Source organism: Streptomyces sp. NPDC048338 (assembly GCF_043201055.1).
Lineage (GTDB): Bacteria > Actinomycetota > Actinomycetes > Streptomycetales > Streptomycetaceae > Streptomyces.
Genome location: NZ_JBICYQ010000003.1, coordinates 455,536 through 476,009, shown reverse-complemented (window position 1 = coordinate 476,009; position 20,474 = coordinate 455,536). Strand labels below are relative to the sequence as shown.

Genomic DNA, 20,474 nt, shown 5'->3' with positions numbered 1-20,474 from the left:
CGCGCGATCCCGTGCGACACCGGACGGCGGTGAACCGTCAGGACTGGGTGAGCGCCCAGATGCCGACGGCGAAGCAGACCAGCGCGAGGAACAGCACCGGGACCGCCACCTTCGGGGGCGGTCCCGGCCGCCGTGCCGGCGCCGCGGCCGGCACCGGGACCTGGGGCGCGAAGGGGCCGGGGACCTGGGCGGCCTGAGCCGTGTACTGGTGGGTGGCGGCCTGCGGGTACGCGACCGCGGCCGTGGGGGCCTGGGCGAAGTCCGGCGCGGCGGCGGGACGGGGGGAGGCCGTGTGCGCCGGGACCGGGTGCGGCGCCGGGGCCGCCGGCTGCGGGGGGACGGCCTGGCGGGGCGGAGGCGGCAGATGGAAGCTGCCCGTCTCCGAGGGGCCGGGCAGCGGCTGCCGCGACGGCTCCTCGGGCCGCGGCGGCGCGGACGGCGTCCGCGGCTCGGCGGGGGCGTCCTGCGCCGTCTGCCGTGCCGCGGGGGCGGGCGCCGCCTCGGGGCCGTTCGGGCCGAAGCCGGGCGGCAGCGGGCCGATCTGGTCGAAGACCTCGACGGGCTCGTCGTCGGCGCCCGGATCGGCCAGCAGCTCGACGGCGGAGGAGAGCGCCTTGCGCGCCCCCGTGGCCGTCCGGAAGCGGGCCTGCGGGTCGGGCTGCAGCAGCCCGGCGAGCACCTGCCACAGCGGCTCCGGAATGCCCTCGGGGGCGCCCGGGGTGCCGTGGGCCATGAAGTACTCGATCAGGGCCCGCGAGTCGGGCTTCTGGCCCTGGAGCAGGTAGAGCGCGACCAGGCCGACCGCGAACAGGTCGGCCGGGAAGTCCGGCTCGGCGCCCATCATCTGCTCGGGCGCGAAGTAACCGGGCGTCCCCACCACGTAGTTGGTCTCGGTCAGCCGGGGCTCGCCCTTGCGCATCGAGATCCCGAAGTCGGACAGCCGCAGGTGCGGCCGCCCGGTCCCGGTGACGTCGAGCAGGATGTTCGCCGGCTTGATGTCACGGTGCACGACCCCCTCGGCGTGCACCGCCGCCAGACCGGACAGCAGCTGGTCCAGCAGGGTGCAGACGAAGCGGGGCGGCAGCGGGCCGTAGTCCCCGATGACGTGCGCCAGGGAGCCGCCGGCCACCAGATCCATGGTGAACAGCACCTTGTCGTCGTCCGCGGCCCAGCTGGCCGGGGCGAGGACGTGCGGGTGGTCGATCCTGAGCGCCTGCTCGCGCACGAAGCGCAGCAGGGTGTGGGCGTCGCTCTGCTGGAGGACCTTCGCCGCCACGTACCGCCGGCGTCTCTGGTCCCAGGCACGCCAGACCGCTCCGACACCACCCCGCCCGATCGGGTCGATCAGTTCGTACCGACCAGCGAAAACCTCACCCATCGCGCTGCGCCCGCTCCCCGTCGTGCCGTGCCGGCCGGGCCGAGGGGCCCTGCCGGCGGCTCTGCGTCAGTTCTGGTGCGACTCGTAGTGGGCGACCGCGTCGGCGGTGCGCCCGGCGCCGTACACCCGGAGGAACTCTGCCAGCTCCGGGTGGGCCGGGGCGAGGGAGTCGGCCGCATCGATGATGTCGCCCGCGGCCGACACCGACCGCAGCAGCGACTGGATCTCGCGCACCACCCGGCGCACGGTCGGCGCGCCCGAGCTGGTCGTCGTCTGGCTCGTGCCGGTCAGGACGGAACCCCCCTGGGACTTCTTGATCTCGTCCATCCGGTCGGTGGCCTCGGCAGCGCTCACGCTGCCGTCGGCGACCTGGCTCGCGAGTTCCTGCAGGGCCTGGACGCGCTGCACGACGGCCGGGTTGCCGATCTTGGCCCGCTGGCCGCTCATCAGCTGGGAGAGCATGGGTGCGGACAGTCCGAGCACGGCCGCCAGCCTGGCCTGGTTCAGCCCGAGATCGTCGATCAGCCGACGGAAGAGCGCCCCCAGCGGCTCTCCGTACCAACTGCGCTGAAGCTCGCGGGCTCTTGCCGTGGCTTCCTGCTGCGCTGCATCCATTACTTCTCCCCATCCCTGCGGTTCGCCACTGCGAACCTCGATCAGCATCTTACGGAGCGTGGTCGCCCACCGGGAGTCCCAATGTTTTTGCGGGATACCGGGGGTGACCCGGTACTCTGTTCTCGTTCCGGGGCCTTAGCTCAGTTGGTAGAGCGCTGTCTTTGCATGGCAGATGTCAGGGGTTCGACTCCCCTAGGCTCCACCGGAAGAGAGGCCCTCCGACCTGCGTTCTCGCAGTTCGGAGGGCCTCTTTCGGTAGAGATGGGCCACTCGTCCGGTACCGTCCCGAAGACCTACGGGGTCCGGGGCCGCCTCGGACGCGGCAAGTGGCCCGCTTTCCGGGCCCCCCAATGGACCACCCCGGCCGGGCCACCCGCTCCTAGCGTCGTGTCCATGGCGAAACCGTCCCTCCCCGCCCCCCGGGCTCCCCGCGCCCTCCTCGTCGCCCAGCTGAGCAACGCGATCGGCGACGGCGCCTTCTACGTCTCCTCGGCGCTCTACTTCACCCGGATCGTCGGCCTCTCCACCGCCCAGATCGGCATCGGCCTCACCCTGGCCTGGGCCGTCGGCTCGCTCGTCGGCGTACCGCTCGGACACCTCGCCGACCGGCGCGGACCCCGTACGACCGCGGTGCTGCTCGCCCTGACCACGGCCACCGCCGTCGGCTCGTTCCTCGCCATCCGCGCCTTCGTGCCCTTCCTGATCGCGGCCACGGTCTACGCCGCCGCCCAGAGCGGGCTCGCCGCCGCCCGGCAGGCCCTGCTCGCCGGACTGGTCGAGCCGGCGGCCCGCACCGAGGTGCTGGCGCGCCTGCAGTCCACCCTCAACGCGGGACTCGCCGTCGGCGCCGGGCTCGGCGGACTCGCCCTGCACGCCGGCACGCGCGGCGCCTACCTCGCCGTCTTCGCCCTGGACACGGTCGGCTTCCTGGTCTGCGCCCTGGTGCTCCTGCGCCTGCCGGCCGTGCCCGGCACCCCCGCCACGGCCGCCGGCGAACCGCGACTGGCGGTGCTCCGCGACCGCCCGTACGCGCTGCTCACGCTCCTCAACGCCCTGCTGCTCCTGCGCCTGCCGCTGCTCAGCCTCGCCCTGCCTCTGTGGATCGTGCAGCGCACCTCGGCGCCGGGCTGGACCGTGTCGGCGCTGTTCGTCCTCAACACCGGGGCCGTGACGCTCTTCCAGGTCCGCACGGCCCGCGCGGTGACCGGCCTGCCGGAGGCCACCCGGGCGGTGCGCGTCTCGGGGATCGTCATGCTCGCCTCGTGCGCGGTCTTCGCCGTGACCGCGGCCGGCCTCGGCACGTGGACGACGGTCGCCGTCCTCGTCCTCGGCGCCGCGCTCCAGGTCGCCGCCGAGATGCGGCACTCCGCCGGGGCCTGGCAGATCGGACTGGCGCTCGCCCCGGCCGACCGGATCGGCCAGTACCAGGGCTTCTACGGCACCGGGGTCCCGCTCGCCCGCACGCTCGGCCCGCTGCTGGTGACCACGTTCCTCGTGACCTGGGGCGTCCCCGGATGGTTCGTGTTCGGCGGAGTCTTCCTCGTGGCCGCGGCGGCGACGGCGCCCGCCGTGCGCTGGGCGGAGCGTTCCCGGCCGCCGGCCGGGCGGCCCGCCGGGCCCGTGACCGCGCCGCCCGCGTCGGCCTCCGGCGGCGAGCTCGCCGGCAGCCGCTGAGCCGGACGGGTGGTGTTCATCGGAAGAACTGCGCGGCAGCGGCGTCGCTCCGGGCATTCCGGGACCGCGTACACATCATGAGAAAGGTATGTAAAGCGCGCAACTCGAAATGAACCATCCGAGAACGTCCCGCAAGAGAAAGCGAGGGGCCATGGCCACCGCCAAGGTCAAGCAGTTCTGGACCGCCTTCATCTCCGTACTCTTCGCCCTGCTCGCCTCCGTCGGCCTGGCGAGCACCGCCACCGCCGCGCAGGCACCCGCCGTCCAGCAGCCGGAGGAGCCGGCCACCGGCGCCACCGTCCACACCACCGAGACGCGCGCCCTCGCCGCCGCCGTGCCGGAACAGCGGGCGAACCAGTGGAACCCGGTCCGCGACCGCTCGCTGCCGCCGACGATCAAGCAGCGCATCGGCGCCGAGGCACACGGGTCCTCGCCCTCCGTACGCCACCTGCGCACCGACTCCTCGATCGACACCGACGCCGCCGAGCAGTCCGAGCTGTCGGGCGTGGCCCTCGCCTCCGCGGCGTGACGCCGCCGCTTCCGCCGGTCCCGTGCACGTCGTCACCGGCGTCCGCCCGTCCGGCCCGACCGACCGGCCGTCCACCGGGACGCAGGGAGCCGTCGTTCCGATCCCCGCAGTCACCGGAGTCCACACGGTCCCCGCAGTTCACACCGTCCACGCGGTCCGTGCGGTGTTCGAAGCACAAGCAGCCCGGGCAGCCGTTGCGGCCCAGGCAGACGGTGCGGCTCGGACAGGCCGTGCAGCCCGAGTCCGTCCGGCAGTCCGTGCGGGTCACCCGGGTCCCCGCGCGTCCCGCTGAATCCGCCGTACCCGCGGCAGACGCGGTCCACCCGGAACCCGCACCGCACCCGGAACCCACAGCCCACTCAGCCCGCCGGAACCACTCAGCCCGCCGGAACGGCCGGGCCCGTCCCCCACACCCAGCGACTTCACCCCACGCGAACCACCCGGAACGCGCACGCCGTACGGCTCACGCATTCCAGGCGGCCCACGCAGGGAGATCCCGCGGTCAGCGGCGCTCGTCGCCCTTCGACTCGTCCTCGGAGGCATCGGCCTCGGCCTGCTTGGCCTCCACCTCGGCTTCGAGAGACCCACTGCCGTCGACGGACGACAGGGTCGTCCTCTCGTCCACCTCGGTGGGCTCGGGCGGCTCGACCAGCCAGTCGGGGTTGGCCTGCTTGTCCCACCACTTCCATGCGGCGAACGCGCAGCCGGCCAGCAGGCCGACGACGACGAGCCGCTTGGCGACGCGTCCGGCCGTGGCCCGACGCTCGTGCTTCCTCACGATCTTCTGAATCTCCTTCGGCGTCACCTGACCGCGGAGCGCGGCCCAGGCGGCGAGGGAGCGTGACCCGGCCTCATCGAGAACGGGACCGGTCGCTGCGACCGCCTGTTCCACACGAGGAACGGTGTAGTCGGCTGCCTGACGGGCGGCCTTGCGGGTCTCGAGCGCTGCGCGTTGCGCCGCGTCCTCGACCTGCGGCGGTACATGCGGTGCGACGTAGGCGTCGTACTGCACACGTGCCTGGGCGCGGGCCTGTTGAGCGGCCTTCGAGACCTTCGGCGCGAGTCGGACGCGTGCCTCGTGCGCATAGAGCGCGGCGTGGTCCTTTGCCGTGCCTGCGTACTGCACGGCGTGCTCCCTGGCCGTGACGGCGTAGGGCGCCACCACATCCGCCGCGTGCAGCACGCTTTCCCTGGCCGAATCGGTCGCGGCGCGCACGCTGTCCATCCGGGTCACGAGAACCTCCTCCTCGATGGCGGTGTCTGTTTTTCGCCTGTCCACCCTTTTCGAAATCATGCCTGCCCTTTCGCGGTCCGGCATGCGGGGCGGGCATCCGGGGCATGCGAGGATCGGTCCGCCAGTACACCTGAGGGAAGGCGGATCGTGGCCGAGCAGCTCTACGCCACTCTGAAGACCAGCCACGGCGACATCGAGATCCGGCTGATGCCGTTCCACGCGCCGAAGACGGTCAAGAACTTCGTCGAACTCGCCAAGGGCGAGCGCGAGTGGACCGACCCCACCACCGGCAAGGTCTCCACGGACCCCCTCTACGACGGCACGGTCTTCCACCGGGTCATCAAGGACTTCATGATCCAGGGCGGCGATCCGCTGGGGAACGGCACCGGCGGCCCCGGCTACGAGTTCGCCGACGAGTTCCACCCCGAGCTGTACTTCGACCGTCCCTACCTGCTGGCCATGGCCAACGCGGGTCCGGGCACCAACGGGTCGCAGTTCTTCATCACGGTGAGCGCCACGATGTGGCTGAACCGCAAGCACACCATCTTCGGCGAGGTCGTCGGGGCGCAGAGCAGGAAGGTCGTCGACGCGATCGCCACCACCGAGACCACGCCGCGCACCGAGCGGCCGGTCCGGGACGTGGTCATCGAGACGGTCGTCATCGAGAGCCGCTGACCGCCCGCACCCGCGGGCCCGCGCGCCCGTCCCCACCCGCCCCGCAGCGCGCCGGACCGGCGGGGAACCTTTTCGCCCCGCCCGTCCGTATGGAGGGCGGGGCGGTGTCGTGCGCGCCCCCAGCTGCCCATCTCCCCGGGAGGACGTCCATGGAGCCGGAGTCCGGCCTGCCGCGCTGTTACCGCCACCCGGACGTCGACACCGGCATCCGGTGCACGCGGTGCGAGAAGCCGATCTGCCCGCAGTGCATGGTCTCCGCCTCGGTCGGCTTCCAGTGCCCCGACTGCGTACGCAACGGTTCCGGCACCGGCCACGCGGCCACGGCCAACCAGCCGCGCACCCTCGCCGGTGGACGCGTGGCCGGCGACGGCCGCCTCGTCACCAAGATCCTCATCGCGATCAACCTCGCCCTCTTCATCGCCGTCCAGGTGGCCGGCGACCGGCTCGTGGACCAGCTGGCGCTGATCGGCTACGCGTACGACCCGGGGCTCGGCGAGGTCGTCGGCGTCGCGGACGGCGAGTGGTACCGGCTGCTGACGGCGACGTTCCTGCACCAGGAGATCCCGCACTTCGTCTTCAACATGCTGGGCCTGTGGATCATCGGCGGGATCGTGGAACCCGAGCTCGGGCGGCTGCGCTACGTCGTGCTCTGCCTGCTCTCCGGTCTCTCCGGCACCGCGCTCGCCTATCTGCTCGCCGCGCCGAACCAGCCCTCGCTGGGTGCCTCGGGCATCGTCTTCGGCCTGATCGGCGCCTGGGCGGTGCTCGCCCGCCGCCGCCGCTACGACATGCGGCCGGTGGCCCTCTTCGTGGGCCTGTCGCTGCTGCTGACGTTCACCCGCCCCGGCATCTCCTGGGAGGCGCACATCGGCGGCCTCGTCGGAGGAGCCCTGGTGGCCTACGGGCTGCTGCACGCGCCGCGGGCCAAGCGGGACCTGGTGCAGTACGCGGCCTGTGGACTGGTGCTGGTGATCGATCTGGGGATGATCCTCACCCGCTCGGTCGCGCTCACCTGAGCGAGGGACGCTGTGGACGAGCCCGTACCAAGCTTTCCCCAGAGTTATCCACAGCGCGTGGCGGATCTTGTGCGTCCCGTGGGGAACGACTGCGCCCCTCGTCCCTGAGCTGGTGTTTTCCAGTAGGGATGAGGGGCGCGGCACTCCCTGGACGGGGTTGCGGCAGTCACACCGGCGTCAACCTCGTGTGAGTTATCCACAGATCTTCGTAAGTTATCCAGTGCTGTGCACAACGCTGTGGATAACCTCAGGGCAAGGCTTGACCGGCGGGGCGGGAAGGGCTACTTCCACTGCGTCGATACGCCGAACCCCGCCGCGATGAAGCCGAAGCCCACCACGATGTTCCAGTTGTTGATCGACTTCACCGGCAGCGTGCCGTCGGTGACGTAGAAGACCACGATCCACACCAGTCCGATGAGGAACAGGGCCAGCATCACCGGAGCCACCCAGCTGCGGTTGGTCAGCTTGATGTTGGTGGCCTGCTTGGCGGGCGGAGGCGTGAAGTCGGCCTTCTTGCGGATCCGTGACTTCGGCACGAGGGACTCTCCTGTCGATGCGCTGCGTGACCGCGCAGATAACTGTGGCTGGCGCCGGGATGTGACGCAGGAGGACCACTGCGTCCCCCGGGCGTCCGTTAGCGTAGTGCTTCCGCGGCACCGAAGGGGATCAGGGTACGTTGAGCAATTCCGCCGACTCTCCCTCCGGACCGGGCCGACCTGGACGATGGCGGCCGGTCCGGCTGCTGACCGCTGCCGTTTTCGCCCTCGCCGGGCTGATCTTCGTCACCAGCTTCATCACCGCCAAAGGCACCAATCTCCGCACCGACGCCTCGCTCCTGCGGCTCTCCGACCTGATCGAGGAGCGCAGCCACAAGAACGCCGGCCTCGACGAGTCCACCGCGGCGGTGCGCGACCAGGTCGACTCCCTGGCGGCCCGCGACGACGGCTCCACCAGGGCCGAGGACGCCCGGCTGCACGCCCTGGAGGAGGCCGCGGGGACGACCGAGACCTCCGGCCCGGGGCTGACCGTCACCCTCGACGACGCCCCGGCCGACGCCCAGGCGGCCCCCGGCTACCCGGAGCCCCAGGCCAACGACCTGGTCATCCACCAGCAGGACCTCCAGGCCGTGGTGAACGCCCTGTGGAAGGGCGGCGCCAAGGGGATCAAGGTCATGGACCAGCGGCTCATCTCGACCAGCGCCGTGCGCTGCGTGGGCAACACCCTGATCCTCCAGGGCCGGGTCTACTCCCCGCCGTACAAGATCACCGCGGTGGGTGACCGGGACAGGCTGAACAAGGCGCTCACGGACTCCCCGGCGATCCAGAACTACCAGCTGTACGTGAAGGCCTACGGGCTCGGCTGGAAAGTCGACGAGCACAGGGCGGTGACTCTTCCCGGCTACTCGGGCACAGTGGATCTCCACTACGCGAAGCCTGTGGGCTAGGGACGCTCCGGGACGTGGCGCCGCCGTTCCGGCGGGGCTCCCCGGAGCGGTCCCGGGGTCCGGACGGGCCTCAGCCGCGGGGAGGTCCGGCCGGTGTCGGTGCGACTGATCGTCAGGACGTTCAGCGAGCTGTGCATCACCGCCGGATCCCTGATCGTCCTCTTCGTCGTCTACGTGGTCCTGTGGACCGGCGTGCAGGCCGACGGCGCCGCGGCCGGACAGATCGACACGCTCCACAGGGAATGGCGGGACCGGCCCGCCGCGGCCCCCACGGCCGCCCCCGACCCGGCACCCGCCCGGCGCTACGAGGCCGGCCGCGGCATCGCCGTCATGTACGTCCCGCGCCTGGGCCGCGACTGGGAGTGGCCCGTCCTGGAGGGCACCGGGACCGGCGTCCTGAAGAAGGGCCTCGGCCACTACGCCACCGGCGCCCGGCTCGGCGGCACCGGCAACTTCGCGGTGGCCGGCCACCGCCGCACCTACGGAGATCCGTTCAAGGACTTCCCCCGGCTGCGCGCCGGTGACGCGGTCGTCCTGACCGACGGGACGACCTGGTACACCTACCGCGTCGCCCGGTCCCCGTACCGGACGGTGCCCACCGACACCGGCGTGATCGCGCCGGTGCCCGCGCCGCTGCGGAAGGGCGCGGCCGCCTTCGACGGGCCGGGCCGGTACCTGACGCTCACCACCTGCGACCCGGAGTGGGGCAGCAGCCACCGGCTGGTCGTCTGGGCCCACCTGGACGCCACCCAGCCTGTGACGCAGGGCAAGCCGCCGTCTTTGGGCAGCTGACGCCTCGCGGGGACATCGACCCGTACTCTGGGTGCCGTAACGAACGGAAGGGGCAGCGGACGTCATGTACGGCTGGATCTGGCGGCATCTGCCGGGCAACGCGTGGGTGCGGGGACTCCTGTCGCTCGTACTGGTCCTCGCGGTCGTCTACGCGCTCTTCCAGTACGTGTTCCCCTGGGCGGAGCCGCTGCTTCCGTTCAACGATGTGACGGTGGACGGCCAGTGAGCGCGCGGATTCTCGTCGTCGACAACTACGACAGCTTCGTCTTCAACCTCGTTCAGTACCTCTACCAGCTCGGCGCCGAGTGCGAGGTGCTGCGCAACGACGAGGTCGAACTGGGCCACGCCCAGGACGGTTTCGACGGCGTCCTGCTGTCGCCCGGCCCCGGAGCGCCCGAACAGGCCGGTGTCTGCATCGACATGGTGCGCCACTGCGCCGCAACCGGCGTGCCCGTCTTCGGCGTCTGCCTCGGCATGCAATCCATGGCCGTCGCCTACGGCGGAGTCGTCGACCGCGCCCCCGAGCTGCTCCACGGGAAGACCTCGCTCGTCACCCACGGCGGCCAGGGCGTCTTCGCCGGGCTGCCCTCGCCGTTCACCGCGACCCGCTACCACTCGCTGGCCGCCGAGCCCGCCGCGCTGCCGGACGAGTTGGAGGTCACCGCCCGGACCGACGACGGCATCATCATGGGACTGCGCCACCGTGACCTGGCCGTCGAGGGCGTGCAGTTCCACCCCGAGTCGGTGCTGACCGAGCACGGCCACCTGATGCTCGCCAACTGGCTGGAGCAGTGCGGCGACCAGGGGGCGGTCGGACGGTCGGCGGGCCTCGCGCCGGTGGTGGGCAAGGCCGTCGCGTGACCGCGGGGTCGCCTTGGTTCCGGGCGACGGACCCGCCGGAGGGGGAGCCGGAACCCGGCGTCGCGCCCCCGGCCGCGTCCGTGCCCGAGCCGGCGCCCGTGCCGGCGTACGAGGCGTCCCCCGAGACGGCCTACGGGGCCGGATACGCGGGCGGTCACGCGGCCGGCGGGTACGAGACGCCGTCGCCGTCCTACGACGCCACGGCGTACACCGACACGTCCTACCCGGGCGCGTACCCGTCCGCCGCCGCGGAGCCGCTGCCGCGACAGCCCGAGTACGGGACGGGGGACGCCGCGCCCGGATACACCTCCGGGTACGAGCCGACGGCGCCCGAGCAGGCGTACGAGCCGACGGCCGCCGCCGGGTACGCTCCGCAGGCCCCTGAGCAGGCGTACGAGCCGCCCGCCCCCGAGGCCGCCGCGTACGGCACGACGGCCCCCGAGGCCGTGTACGAGCCGATACCGGCCGCCGAGGAGTCCTACGAGCCCCACGACGAGACGATGGCTCTGCGGTCCGTGGAGCGGCCTCCAGTGCCCGAGCCGGGCCCGGGACGGGCCGAGCGCCGGCGGGCCGCCAAGGGCCGCGGGAGGCGTGCCGCACCCGCGGCGGCCGCGACCGCCACGACGGCGCCCGCGGCCCCGCTCTCGCGCGTCGAGGCCCGGCGGGCCGCCCGGGCCCGCAAGGAGAGCGTCGGCGTCGTCGCCAGCCGCGTCGTGGGCGAGCTGTTCATCACCTTCGGCGTCGTCATGCTGCTGTTCGTCACGTACCAGTTGTGGTGGACGAACGTCCGCGCCGGGCAGCAGACCGACCGGGCCAAGCAGCAGATCGAGAACGACTGGTCGCAGGAGAAGAAGGGCGACGTCCCGGCCGCCTTCGAGCCGGGCCAGGGCTTCGCGATCATGTACATCCCCAAGCTGGACGTGGTCGTCCCCATCGCCGAGGGCATCAGCAAGCCCAAGGTCCTGGACCGGGGCATGGTCGGCCACTACGCGGAGGGCACCCTCAAGACGGCGATGCCCGCCGACAAGGAGGGCAACTTCGCGGTGGCCGGCCACCGCAACACGCATGGCGAACCGTTCCGCTACATCAACCAGTTGCAGCCGGGCGACCCGATCGTCGTCGAGACGCGGGACGCCTACTACACGTACGAGATGGCGAGCATCCTTCCGCAGACCTCCCCGTCGAACGTCTCGGTGATCCGTCCGGTGCCCGAGGGCTCCGGCTTCAAGGGGCCCGGCCGCTACATCACGCTGACGACCTGCACCCCCGAGTTCACGAGCACGTTCCGCATGATCGTCTGGGGCAAGATGGTCGAGGAGCGCCCGCGCAGCAAGGGAAAACCCGATGCCCTCGTAGGCTGAGGCGCTGAGATCACCACCCCTCCAGACGGGACGACGTAGTGGCACGTGCGCGCAACCGGATCGCAGGCTTCATCAGCGTCCTCGGCGAGCTCCTCATCACGGCCGGGCTCGTGCTCGGCCTGTTCGTCGTCTACTCGCTGTGGTGGACCAACGTCCTGGCCGACCGTGCCGCCGACAAGGAGGGCGACCAGGTCCGCGACCACTGGGCGGCCGGCCCGGGAGCCCTGGACACCAAGGACGGCATCGGCTTCCTCCACGTCCCGGCCATGGACGACGACGAGATACTCGTCAAGAAGGGCACCGACACCGCCATCCTCAACAACGGTGTCGCCGGCTACTACACCGAGCCGATCAAGTCGGCCCTGCCGCAGGACAAGCAGGGCAACTTCACGCTCGCGGCGCACCGCGACGGACACGGCGCGAAGTTCCACAACATCCACAAGCTGAAGAACGGCGACGCGATCGTCTTCGAGACCAACGACACCTGGTACGTGTACAAGGTCTACCGGACGATGCCGTCGACGACGAAGTACAACGTGGACGTCCTGCAGCCGGTCCCCAAGGGATCGGGCCGCACCAAGCCGGGCCGCTACGTCACGCTGACGACGTGCACGCCGATGTACACCTCGGACTTCCGCTACATCGTGTGGGGCGAGCTGGAACGCACGGAGAAGGTCGACCACGACCGCACGCCTCCGGCGGAGCTGCGCTGACGCTCCACGGCCCTCGCGGGTGTACATGAGAAGAGCCCCGGCATCCTGGACGCCGGGGCTCTTCTCGTGGTGCGGTCGGGCGGCTAGTCGAAGATGCCGCCGTTGTTGTTCCCGCCGAACGTCTTCACGTTGATCGCCTGGTTCGGCTGGCCCGGGGTGCCGGCCGGGACGTCCTGTTCCCGGATGCGGGCGTTGCCGTCGTTCGATCCGTCGATGTTGCCGAGCTGGTAGCCGGCGGCGGCGAGCGTCTGGCGTGCCTGGTCCAGGGTCTGGCCGAACAGGTTGGGCACCGGCTGTCCCGTCGGCTGCTGCGGGCCCCGGGAGACCTTCAGCGTGATCTGGACGTCCTTGGCCTGATTGGTGTTCCCGTTCGGGTTCTGTCCCACGACCGTGTTGGCGGGCTGGTCGCTGTCGACCTCCTGGCGGCCGACGTTCGTGAAGCCGAGCAGCTTCAGGTCCTGGACCGCCTGGTCGAAGGGGCGTCCGGTGACGTCCGGCAGCTGGGACTTCTCCTGCTTGGCCACCGTGATGACGACCGTGGAGTTCTTCTCCGCCTGGGAGCCGCCCTCGGGCTTCTGCTTCAGGACGGTGCCCGGGTCCTCGTCGGACTCCTCCTGCTTGACCTCGACCGTGAAGCCCTTGTCCTTGAGCTGCTGCTCGGCGGAGTCGCGGGACTTCTCGGTGACGTCCGGCACCTCGATGAGCGGGGCGCCCTCGGAGAGGGTGACCGTGATCGTCTCGTTGACGTTCATCTTGGCCGTGCCGTCCGCGACGGGGCTCTGCTTGCAGATGGTGCCCTTGGGCTGGTCGCAGCGCTCGGTGCCGCTGGAGGTCACCTTGACCTGGCTGTTGACCGCCAGGCCCTCGGCTTCCTTGAGCGTCTTGCCGACGAACTGCGGCACGATCACCTGGTCCGCGCCGTCCTTGCCGCTGACGAGCGAGCGGCCGATCAGGATCGCGCCGACCAGCACCAGGATGCCCGCCAGCACCAGCAGGATCGTCGAGGTGTTCGACTTCTTCTGCCGGCGGCGGTCCGGGCGGTCGTCGTAGCCGTAGCCGCCGTCGTCCGGGTTCATGGGCGGCAGCATGGAGGTCTGGCCGGCCGGGTCGGCCTGGCGCAGCGCCGTCGTCGGCTGGTCGTCCGGCGCGTAGCCGCCGTAGCCGCCGCCGTACGCCACGGCTCCCATGCCCGCGGCGGCCGCGACCGGCTGACCGTCGAGGCAGGCCTCGATGTCGGCGCGCATCTCGTCCGCGGACTGGTAGCGGTAGTCGGGGTCCTTGACCAGTGCCTTCAGGACGATGGCGTCCATCGGGGGCGTGATCTCGGGGTCGAAGTTGCTCGGGGGCTGCGGTTCCTCGCGGACGTGCTGGTACGCGACGGCGACCGGGGAGTCGCCGACGAACGGCGGCCGGACGGTGAGCAGCTCGTAGAGCAGGCAGCCGGTGGAGTACAGGTCGGAGCGGGCGTCGACCTGCTCGCCCTTGGCCTGCTCCGGGGAGAGGTACTGCGCCGTGCCGATGACCGCCGAGGTCTGCGTCATGGTCATGCCGGAGTCGCCCATGGCGCGCGCGATGCCGAAGTCCATGACCTTGACCTGGCCGGTGCGCGTCAGCATGACGTTCGCCGGCTTGATGTCGCGGTGCACGATGCCGGCGCGGTGCGAGTACTCCAGCGCCTGGAGAATGCCGACCGTCATCTCGAGCGTGCGCTCGGGCAGCAGCTTGCGCCCGGAGTGCAGCAGCTCGCGCAGGGTCGAGCCGTCGACGTACTCCATCACGATGTACGGGATGGACACGCCGTCGACGTAGTCCTCGCCCGTGTCGTAGACGGCGACGATCGCCGGGTGGTTGAGCGAGGCGGCCGACTGGGCCTCACGGCGGAACCGGGCCTGGAAGGACGGGTCGCGGGCGAGGTCGGCCCGCAGCGTCTTCACGGCGACGGTGCGGCCGAGCCGGGTGTCGTGGGCGAGGTAGACCTCCGCCATGCCACCACGGCCGAGCACCGAGCCCAGCTCGTACCGGCCGCCGAGGCGACGCGGCTCTTCCATAACTGATCCAGCCCTCTCCGTCTGTCCCGACCGCACCCGTGTGTGGTCCGGCGGTGTGCTGTTCGCGCATACGCTACCGGCCACGGGAAGGGGTTCCGCCCGTGACCGGCACCTGATACCTGACCGGTACCTGGCCGGTGCCCGGCCGTGGGGTCAGCTCCTGCTCTTCAGGACCGCCTTCATCACGGCCTTGGCGATCGGGGCGGCCAGGCCGCCACCGCTGATGTCCTCGCGGTCGGTGCCCTCGGAGTCCTCGACGATGACGGCGACGGCGACCGGGGAGCCCTGCGAGGTCTTGGCGTAGGAGATGAACCAGGCGTAGGGACGCTTGGCGTTCTTCGCGCCGTGCTGGGCGGTTCCGGTCTTGCCGCCGACCTTCACGCCGTCCATCTCGACGTCGGCGTTGCCGCCGGTGCCGTTGGTGACGACGTTCTCCATCATGGTCTGGATGAGCTGGGCGTTCTGCTGCGAGACCGGGCGGCTCATCTCCTCGGGCTCGGTCTTCTTGAGCACGTCGAGGTTGGGGGCGCGGAGCTCCTGGATCATGTACGGCTTCATGAGCTTGCCGTCGTTCGCGATCGCGGAGGCGACCATCGCCATCTGCAGCGGGGTCGTCGCGGTGTTGAACTGGCCGATGGAGGAGAGCGCGTTGCCGCCGCGGTCGGCCTCCTTGTCGTACACGGAGGCGGCGGAGCGGACCGGGGTGAACTGCTCGGCGTTGAAGCCGAACTTCTCGGCCATCTCGACCATCTTGTCGCGGCCCACGTCGTCGCCGAGCTTGGCGAAGACGGAGTTGCAGGAGATCTCCAGGGCCCGGTTGAGGCTGGCGTTGGCGCAGCCCTGGGCGTGGTTGACCATCGGCTTGCTGGAGAGCGGGATCTTCCAGCCCTCGGGGGTGTCGGTCGCCGCGTTGATGTCGGTGACCTTGCCGTTCTCCAGCGCGGCCGCGGCCGTGACGACCTTGAAGACGGAGCCGGGCGGGTAGATCTCGCGGATCGCCCGGTTCAGCTTCGGCTTGTTCTTGTCCTTCTCCAGGGCGACCCAGGCCTTCTCGTCGTCGCCGGAGTAGCCGGCGAAGGAGGAGGGGTCGTAGGAGGGGGTGGACGCCATCGCGAGGATCTTGCCGGTGGACGGTTCGAGGGCGACGACCGCGCCCGTCTTGTCGCCGAGGCCCTTGAACGCGGCCTTCTGGGCGGCGCCGCTCAGGGTGGTGACGACGTCGCCGCCCTTCTTCTTCTCGCCCGTGAACATCGCCATGGTGCGGTCGAAGAAGAGCCGGTCGTCGTTGCCGGTGAGGATGCCGTCCTCGATCTTCTCGATCTGGTTGGCGTCGTAGGCCTGGGAGGCGTAGCCGGTGACGGGCGACCACATCGGGCCGTCGGTGTAGGTCCGCTTGAACCGGTAGAACGTGTCGCCGGAGTCGACGGATCCGGTGATCGGCTTGCCGTCCACGATGATGTTGCCGCGCTTGTTGGCGTACCGCTCGATCATCACGCGCTTGTTCGTCGGATGGGCGTTCAGCTCGTCGGCGCGGACGTACTGGATCCAGTTGTCCCGCAGCAGCAGCGCGAGGACCAGCAGGCCGCAGAAGATCGCGACCCGGCGCAGGGGCTTGTTCACGGACGGACCACCTGGGTCATCTCGGCGTCGGGGGACGGGGCGGGGGCGGGCGCCGGGCGGCGCGCGGTGTCGCTGATCCGGATCAGGATGCCGATCAGGGCCCAGTTGGCGATCACGGAGGATCCGCCGTACGCGAGGAACGGCATCGTCATACCGGTCAGCGGGATGAGGCCCATCACGCCGCCGGCGACGACGAAGACCTGGAGCGCGAAGGCGCCGGACAGGCCCATGGCGAGCAGCTTGCCGAACGGGTCGCGGGCGGCGAGGGCGGTGCGGACGCCGCGCTCGATGATCAGGCCGTAGAGGAGCAGGAAGGCCATCACGCCGGCCAGTCCGAGCTCCTCGCCGACGGTGGCGAAGATGAAGTCGGAGTTGGCGGCGAAGCCGATGAGGTCGGAGTTGCCCTGGCCGAGGCCGGTGCCGAGGATGCCGCCGGAACCGAACGACATCAGGACCTGGCTCATCTGCTGGCAGGCGGCGGAGCCTTCGGTCGCGCAGGCGAAGGGGTCCTTCCAGGCGTCGACACGGGCCTGGACGTGGCCGGCGAAGGAGGCGACGCCGACCGCGCCGACGACCGACATCAGCAGACCCATGACGATCCAGCTGGTCCGCTCGGTGGCGACGTACAGCATGATCACGAACATGCCGAAGAACAGCAGCGAGGTGCCGAGGTCGTTCTCGAAGACCAGGATGAGGAGGCTGACGGCCCAGATCGTGAGGATCGGGCCGAGGTCGCGGCCGCGCGGCAGGTAGAGCCCCATGAAGCGGCGGCTGGCCAGGGCGAGCGCGTCCCGCTTCACCATCAGGTAGCCGGAGAAGAACACCGCGAGGACGATCTTGGCGAACTCGCCGGGCTGGATGGAGAAGCCGCCGACGTTGATCCAGATCTTGGCGCCGAAGACGTCCGAGCCGAGGCCGGGGACGAGCGGCAGCAGCAGCAGGACGAGGGCGGCCACCATCGAGATGTACGTGTAGCGCTGCAGGACCCGGTGGTCCTTCAGGAGCAGCAGCACGCCGACGAACATGGCGATGCCGATCGCCGAGTACAGCATCTGCTTGGGGGCGTCCGGGCTGAAGCTCTTGTACAGCCGCATCGACTGCGCGATCAGCCGCGGCGACTGGTCCAGTCGCCAGATCAGCACCAGGCCGAGGCCGTTGAGCAGGGTCCCGAGGGGGAGCAGCAGCGGGTCCGCGTAGGGCGCGAACTTGCGCACCACGAGATGGGCGACGCCCGCGAGCAGGCCGAGGCCGAGCCCGTAACCGGCCATGCCCGGGGGCACCGTGCCGTCCAGCGCCAGGCCGACGTTGAGGTACGCGAACACCGGGATGACGACGGCGAACGCGAGCAGCGCAAGCTCGGTGTTGCGGCGGCTCGGCGCCTCGATGGCGCCGATGGTGGTCGTGTTGGTGACAACGCTCATGGTGGTGAAAGGCCCCCTACGGGTGCTTACTGCTTGCCGCAGTTCGAGGCCAGCTTCTGCTCGTCCTCCGAGAGGGTGGGGCCCGGGGAGGGAGCGGCTGCGGTGGGCTTGGTGGACGGTGCGGTCGAGGGCGCCGCGGTGCCGGTGGTGGGCGGCGGCGTGCTCGCCTTGTCCGCGGCGTCGGCGGCGGCCTTGCGGCGCTGCTCGGACTTCTTGCAGGCCGAGGCCTGCAGCGACAGTTCCTGGATCTTGGTCTGCGCCTTGGGGAGGTTGCCGCCCGCGATCGTCTCCTCGACCTGCTTCCGCTGGTAGGCCGGGAGGTACTTGAGTTCGATCTCGGGGTGGTCCTTCTCCACCTCCGAGAGCGAGACCCAGGCCAGGTCCTGGCTGATGCCGCGGTACAGCGCCACGTGCTGGTCCTTGGAGCCGACGTAGTACTGCGTCTGCGTCCAGCGGTAACCGCCGTACAGGCCGCCGCCGATCACGGCGATGGCGAGCAGCAGGAAGAAGCTCCGCTTCAGCCACCTGCGGCCGGTGCGCGGCTTGTCGAAGTCCTCGTCGGTGTAGGCGCCGAAGGACCCCTGCGGCGGCATCCCGCCGTAGCCGTGGTCACCGCCGCCGCTGCCGGGCGGGCCGAACCCGCCCGCCGGGGGCTGCTGGTGGGGCGCCGTGCGGCCGAGGCCGGAGGCGCGGCCGGCGGGGGTCTGCATGGCCCCGCCGTCGTTCAGCTGGGCCGCCTGGTTCTCGGCGACCGCGCCGACGATGACCGGGGTGTCGCTGAGGTGTCCGGCGAGGGTGTCGCCGCCGTCGACGTCGAGGACGTCGGCCACGATCACCGTGATGTTGTCGGGGCCGCCGCCGCGCAGCGCGAGCTGGATCAGCTCCTGCACGGTCTCCTGCGGGCCCTGGTAGCTGGCGAGGGTGTCCTCCATCGTCTGGTGCGAGACGACTCCGGACAGCCCGTCGGAGCAGATCAGGTAGCGGTCTCCGGCCCGGACCTCACGGATCGACAGGTCGGGTTCGACGTGGTCGCCGCTGCCCAGCGCGCGCATCAGCAGCGAGCGCTGCGGGTGCGTGGTGGCCTCTTCCTCGGTGATCCGGCCCTCGTCGACGAGCCGCTGGACCCAGGTGTGGTCCTGGGTGATCTGCGTCAGCACCCCGTCCCGCAGCAGGTACGCGCGGGAGTCGCCGACGTGGACGAGGCCCAGGCGCTGGCCGGTCCACAGCAGGGCGGTGAGCGTGGTGCCCATGCCCTCCAGCTGCGGGTCCTCCTCGACCATCATCCGCAGCTGCTCGTTGGCGCGCTGAACGGCGGCACCGAGCGAGGTGAGGATGTCGGAGCTGGGGACGTCGTCGTCGAGCGTGACGATGGTGGAGATCACCTCGGAGGAGGCGACCTCACCGGCGGCCTGGCCGCCCATGCCGTCGGCGATCGCGAGGAGCCGGGGCCCGGCGTAGCCGGAGTCCTCGTTGCCCTCGCGGATCATGCCCTTGTGCGACCCGGCGGCGAAGCGCAGTGACAGACTCATGCGCACCTGCCCTGTCGACGCTGCGTCGGGGTACAGCCGGTCTCGAGCCACACTGCCCACCCTCCGGTCAGGAGCCCGTGCCGGTCCGCGGTCCGGACCTGCCGGTCCGCCGCGCGGCCCTTCGTGGGGACCACCTCGGCCCGCTCGCTCCGCTCGCTCATTGTCGTACTACTTCCGCAGCTCGATGACGGTCTTGCCGATGCGGATCGGCGCGCCCAGCGGAATCGGCGTCGGGGTGGTGAGACGGGTCCGGTCGAGATACGTGCCGTTGGTGGACCCGAGATCCTCGACGATCCACTGGCCGTCCCGGTCCGGGTAGATCCTGGCATGCCGGCTGGAGGCGTAGTCGTCGTCCAGCACGATCGTCGAATCGTGGGCCCGGCCCAGCGTGACGGTCTGCCCCTGCAGGGCGACCGTCGTGCCGGTGAGGGTGCCCTCGGAGACGACCAGCTTGGTCGGGGCGCCACGGCGCTGCCGCCCTCCGCCGGCGTTCTGCTGGCCACGCTGCTGCGGCGGTGCCGCGGCGGCCTGGCGTGCGTTCTGCTGCGGCCGGGTGTCCTGGCGGCGCGAACCGCGCTGCGTGACACGTGTGCCGAACAGGTCGCTGCGAATGACCTGGACGGCCACGATCACGAACAGCCACAGAACGGCCAGGAAACCCAGCCGCATGACCGTCAGGGTCAGCTCTGACATTGCCCCCGCTTCACCCTTCGGCTTGCCGGTAAACGATGGTGGTGCTGCCCACGACGATCCGCGAGCCGTCGCGGAGCGTAGCGCGGGTGGTGTGCTGCCCGTCCACCACGATGCCGTTGGTGGACCCGAGATCCTGGATCGTCGAGGGCGTTCCGGTCCGGATCTCGCAGTGCCGGCGGGAGACGCCGGGATCGTCGATCCTCACGTCCGCGTCGGTGCTGCGGCCAAGGACCAGAGTCGGGCGGGAGATCTGATGGCGGGTGCCGTTGATCTCGATCCAGCGCCGCACCTGGGCGCCGGATGCGGTCTGGGGGCCGGGTCCGCCGGCCGCGGGACGGCCGGAGTGGGGCCCCTGGCCGGGGCGCTGCGCGCCGCCCGGGACACCCGGCGGCGGGGCCGCGGGCATCGGCGGGGCGCCGGCCGGAGGGTAGCCGTAACCACCGGCGGGGCGGCCCTGCTGGGCGCCTCCGGCCGGAGCGTGCGGCTGTGACGTACTCGACGCGAGCGTGCGGCTGCGGACCCGGTACAGACCGGTGTCGAGGTCGTCGGCCTTCTCCAGGTGGACCTTGATCGGGCCCATGAAGGTGTAGCGCTGCTGCTTGGCGTAGTCCCGGACGAGGCCCGAGAGCTCGTCGCCGAGCTGGCCGGAGTACGGGCTGAGGCGCTCGAAGTCGGGCGTGCTCAGCTCCACGATGAAGTCGTTGGGGACGACGGTCCGCTCGCGGTTCCAGATCGTCGCGTTGTTGTCGCACTCGCGCTGGAGCGCGCCGGCGATCTCGACGGGCTGGACCTCGGACTTGAAGACCTTGGCGAAGGTGCCGTTGACCAGACCTTCGAGACGCTGCTCGAAACGCTTCAGGACTCCCATGGG

20 protein-coding genes and 1 tRNA gene are annotated in these 20,474 nt (G+C 71.0%); 11 read left to right on the top strand and 10 right to left on the bottom strand.

Annotation, left to right across the window (positions count from 1 at the left end):
* Positions 1 to 37: 37 nt before the first annotated feature.
* A complete protein-coding gene (locus ACGFZF_RS09755) occupies positions 38 to 1,378 on the bottom strand; it encodes a protein kinase (RefSeq protein WP_393552641.1) in 1,341 nt (446 codons plus the stop codon).
* 66 nt (positions 1,379 to 1,444) lie between these two features.
* Positions 1,445 to 1,993, bottom strand: a complete 549-nt coding sequence (locus tag ACGFZF_RS09750; RefSeq protein ID WP_147978804.1) for a DNA-binding protein — start codon at positions 1,991 to 1,993, stop codon at positions 1,445 to 1,447.
* Positions 1,994 to 2,122: 129 nt separating this feature from the next.
* Between ACGFZF_RS09750 and ACGFZF_RS09745 the strand changes: the two genes are divergently transcribed.
* The 3 genes from ACGFZF_RS09745 to ACGFZF_RS09735 all read left to right on the top strand — a co-directional run bounded on the left by ACGFZF_RS09745 (position 2,123) and on the right by ACGFZF_RS09735 (position 4,196).
* Positions 2,123 to 2,195, top strand: a tRNA-Ala gene (locus ACGFZF_RS09745).
* A 191-nt stretch (positions 2,196 to 2,386) separates the two neighbouring features.
* On the top strand, positions 2,387 to 3,667 hold the full coding sequence (locus ACGFZF_RS09740) for an MFS transporter (RefSeq protein WP_393552638.1): 1,281 nt from the start codon (positions 2,387 to 2,389) through the stop codon (positions 3,665 to 3,667).
* 151 nt (positions 3,668 to 3,818) lie between these two features.
* Entirely contained in the window at positions 3,819 to 4,196 is a 378-nt protein-coding gene (locus ACGFZF_RS09735; RefSeq protein ID WP_356601338.1) for a DUF6344 domain-containing protein, read from the top strand.
* 502 nt (positions 4,197 to 4,698) lie between these two features.
* Here ACGFZF_RS09735 and ACGFZF_RS09730 read toward each other — a convergent pair.
* Entirely contained in the window at positions 4,699 to 5,430 is a 732-nt protein-coding gene (locus ACGFZF_RS09730) for a DUF5324 family protein (protein ID WP_393552965.1), read from the bottom strand.
* Between the two features lie 147 nt (positions 5,431 to 5,577).
* Between ACGFZF_RS09730 and ACGFZF_RS09725 the strand changes: the two genes are divergently transcribed.
* Complete coding sequence (locus tag ACGFZF_RS09725) at positions 5,578 to 6,105, top strand: peptidylprolyl isomerase (protein WP_393552633.1); 528 nt, start codon at positions 5,578 to 5,580, stop codon at positions 6,103 to 6,105.
* 149 nt (positions 6,106 to 6,254) lie between these two features.
* Positions 6,255 to 7,121, top strand: coding sequence for a rhomboid family intramembrane serine protease (locus ACGFZF_RS09720; RefSeq protein ID WP_393552630.1), 867 nt, complete (start codon positions 6,255 to 6,257; stop codon positions 7,119 to 7,121).
* 281 nt (positions 7,122 to 7,402) lie between these two features.
* Here the strand turns inward: ACGFZF_RS09720 and crgA are convergent, their stop codons facing one another.
* Complete coding sequence (gene crgA, locus ACGFZF_RS09715) at positions 7,403 to 7,657, bottom strand: cell division protein CrgA (RefSeq protein ID WP_137988265.1); 255 nt, start codon at positions 7,655 to 7,657, stop codon at positions 7,403 to 7,405.
* 140 nt (positions 7,658 to 7,797) lie between these two features.
* Here crgA and ACGFZF_RS09710 point away from each other — a divergent pair, with 140 nt between their 5' ends.
* The 6 genes from ACGFZF_RS09710 (at position 7,798) to ACGFZF_RS09685 (ending at position 12,292) form a co-directional block, all read left to right on the top strand.
* On the top strand, positions 7,798 to 8,565 hold the full coding sequence (locus tag ACGFZF_RS09710) for a DUF881 domain-containing protein (protein WP_147978809.1): 768 nt from the start codon (positions 7,798 to 7,800) through the stop codon (positions 8,563 to 8,565).
* A gap of 93 nt (positions 8,566 to 8,658) precedes the next feature.
* On the top strand, positions 8,659 to 9,357 hold the full coding sequence (locus ACGFZF_RS09705; RefSeq protein WP_393552625.1) for a class E sortase: 699 nt from the start codon (positions 8,659 to 8,661) through the stop codon (positions 9,355 to 9,357).
* A 64-nt stretch (positions 9,358 to 9,421) separates the two neighbouring features.
* Positions 9,422 to 9,583 carry a hypothetical protein gene (locus tag ACGFZF_RS09700; RefSeq protein WP_187282707.1) on the top strand — a complete coding sequence of 54 codons (162 nt, stop codon included), beginning with the start codon at positions 9,422 to 9,424 and terminating at the stop codon, positions 9,581 to 9,583.
* Positions 9,580 to 10,218, top strand: a complete 639-nt coding sequence (locus ACGFZF_RS09695; protein ID WP_393552621.1) for an aminodeoxychorismate/anthranilate synthase component II — start codon at positions 9,580 to 9,582, stop codon at positions 10,216 to 10,218. Before ACGFZF_RS09700 ends, ACGFZF_RS09695 begins: the two co-directional genes overlap by 4 nt.
* Entirely contained in the window at positions 10,215 to 11,579 is a 1,365-nt protein-coding gene (locus tag ACGFZF_RS09690) for a class E sortase (protein ID WP_393552618.1), read from the top strand. Before ACGFZF_RS09695 ends, ACGFZF_RS09690 begins: the two co-directional genes overlap by 4 nt.
* Positions 11,580 to 11,617: 38 nt before the next feature.
* Positions 11,618 to 12,292, top strand: coding sequence for a class E sortase (locus ACGFZF_RS09685; RefSeq protein ID WP_393552615.1), 675 nt, complete (start codon positions 11,618 to 11,620; stop codon positions 12,290 to 12,292).
* Between the two features lie 83 nt (positions 12,293 to 12,375).
* On the opposite strand, the gene pknB is transcribed toward ACGFZF_RS09685, so the two are convergent.
* The 6 genes from pknB to ACGFZF_RS09655 all read right to left on the bottom strand — a co-directional run bounded on the left by pknB (position 12,376) and on the right by ACGFZF_RS09655 (position 20,471).
* Positions 12,376 to 14,340 carry a Stk1 family PASTA domain-containing Ser/Thr kinase gene (gene pknB / locus ACGFZF_RS09680; RefSeq protein ID WP_393552612.1) on the bottom strand — a complete coding sequence of 655 codons (1,965 nt, stop codon included), beginning with the start codon at positions 14,338 to 14,340 and terminating at the stop codon, positions 12,376 to 12,378.
* Positions 14,341 to 14,493: 153 nt separating this feature from the next.
* Positions 14,494 to 15,960: a peptidoglycan D,D-transpeptidase FtsI family protein gene (locus tag ACGFZF_RS09675; protein WP_393552608.1), complete on the bottom strand. Its 1,467-nt coding sequence runs from the start codon at positions 15,958 to 15,960 to the stop codon at positions 14,494 to 14,496.
* Positions 15,957 to 17,381, bottom strand: coding sequence for an FtsW/RodA/SpoVE family cell cycle protein (locus ACGFZF_RS09670; protein WP_386542531.1), 1,425 nt, complete (start codon positions 17,379 to 17,381; stop codon positions 15,957 to 15,959). Before ACGFZF_RS09670 ends, ACGFZF_RS09675 begins: the two co-directional genes overlap by 4 nt.
* 26 nt (positions 17,382 to 17,407) lie before the next feature.
* On the bottom strand, positions 17,408 to 18,910 hold the full coding sequence (locus ACGFZF_RS09665; RefSeq protein WP_393552604.1) for a Stp1/IreP family PP2C-type Ser/Thr phosphatase: 1,503 nt from the start codon (positions 18,908 to 18,910) through the stop codon (positions 17,408 to 17,410).
* 168 nt (positions 18,911 to 19,078) lie between these two features.
* Entirely contained in the window at positions 19,079 to 19,603 is a 525-nt protein-coding gene (locus tag ACGFZF_RS09660; RefSeq protein WP_393552601.1) for an FHA domain-containing protein, read from the bottom strand.
* 10 nt (positions 19,604 to 19,613) lie between these two features.
* The gene (locus tag ACGFZF_RS09655; protein WP_393552597.1) at positions 19,614 to 20,471 is read right to left on the bottom strand and encodes an FhaA domain-containing protein; all 858 of its coding nucleotides are present in this window, start codon (positions 20,469 to 20,471) and stop codon (positions 19,614 to 19,616) included.
* Between the last annotated feature and the right edge of the window lie 3 nt (positions 20,472 to 20,474).

Coding starts and splice junctions, on each gene's coding strand:
- ACGFZF_RS09755 (WP_393552641.1), bottom strand. CDS start 1,378: ATGGGTGAGGTTTTCGCTGGTCGGTACGAACTGATCGACCCGATCGGG.
- ACGFZF_RS09750 (WP_147978804.1), bottom strand. CDS start 1,993: ATGGATGCAGCGCAGCAGGAAGCCACGGCAAGAGCCCGCGAGCTTCAG.
- ACGFZF_RS09740 (WP_393552638.1), top strand. CDS start 2,387: ATGGCGAAACCGTCCCTCCCCGCCCCCCGGGCTCCCCGCGCCCTCCTC.
- ACGFZF_RS09735 (WP_356601338.1), top strand. CDS start 3,819: ATGGCCACCGCCAAGGTCAAGCAGTTCTGGACCGCCTTCATCTCCGTA.
- ACGFZF_RS09720 (WP_393552630.1), top strand. CDS start 6,255: ATGGAGCCGGAGTCCGGCCTGCCGCGCTGTTACCGCCACCCGGACGTC.
- ACGFZF_RS09700 (WP_187282707.1), top strand. CDS start 9,422: ATGTACGGCTGGATCTGGCGGCATCTGCCGGGCAACGCGTGGGTGCGG.
- pknB (WP_393552612.1), bottom strand. CDS start 14,340: ATGGAAGAGCCGCGTCGCCTCGGCGGCCGGTACGAGCTGGGCTCGGTG.
- ACGFZF_RS09670 (WP_386542531.1), bottom strand. CDS start 17,381: ATGAGCGTTGTCACCAACACGACCACCATCGGCGCCATCGAGGCGCCG.
- ACGFZF_RS09665 (WP_393552604.1), bottom strand. CDS start 18,910: ATGAGTCTGTCACTGCGCTTCGCCGCCGGGTCGCACAAGGGCATGATC.
- ACGFZF_RS09660 (WP_393552601.1), bottom strand. CDS start 19,603: ATGTCAGAGCTGACCCTGACGGTCATGCGGCTGGGTTTCCTGGCCGTT.
- ACGFZF_RS09655 (WP_393552597.1), bottom strand. CDS start 20,471: ATGGGAGTCCTGAAGCGTTTCGAGCAGCGTCTCGAAGGTCTGGTCAAC.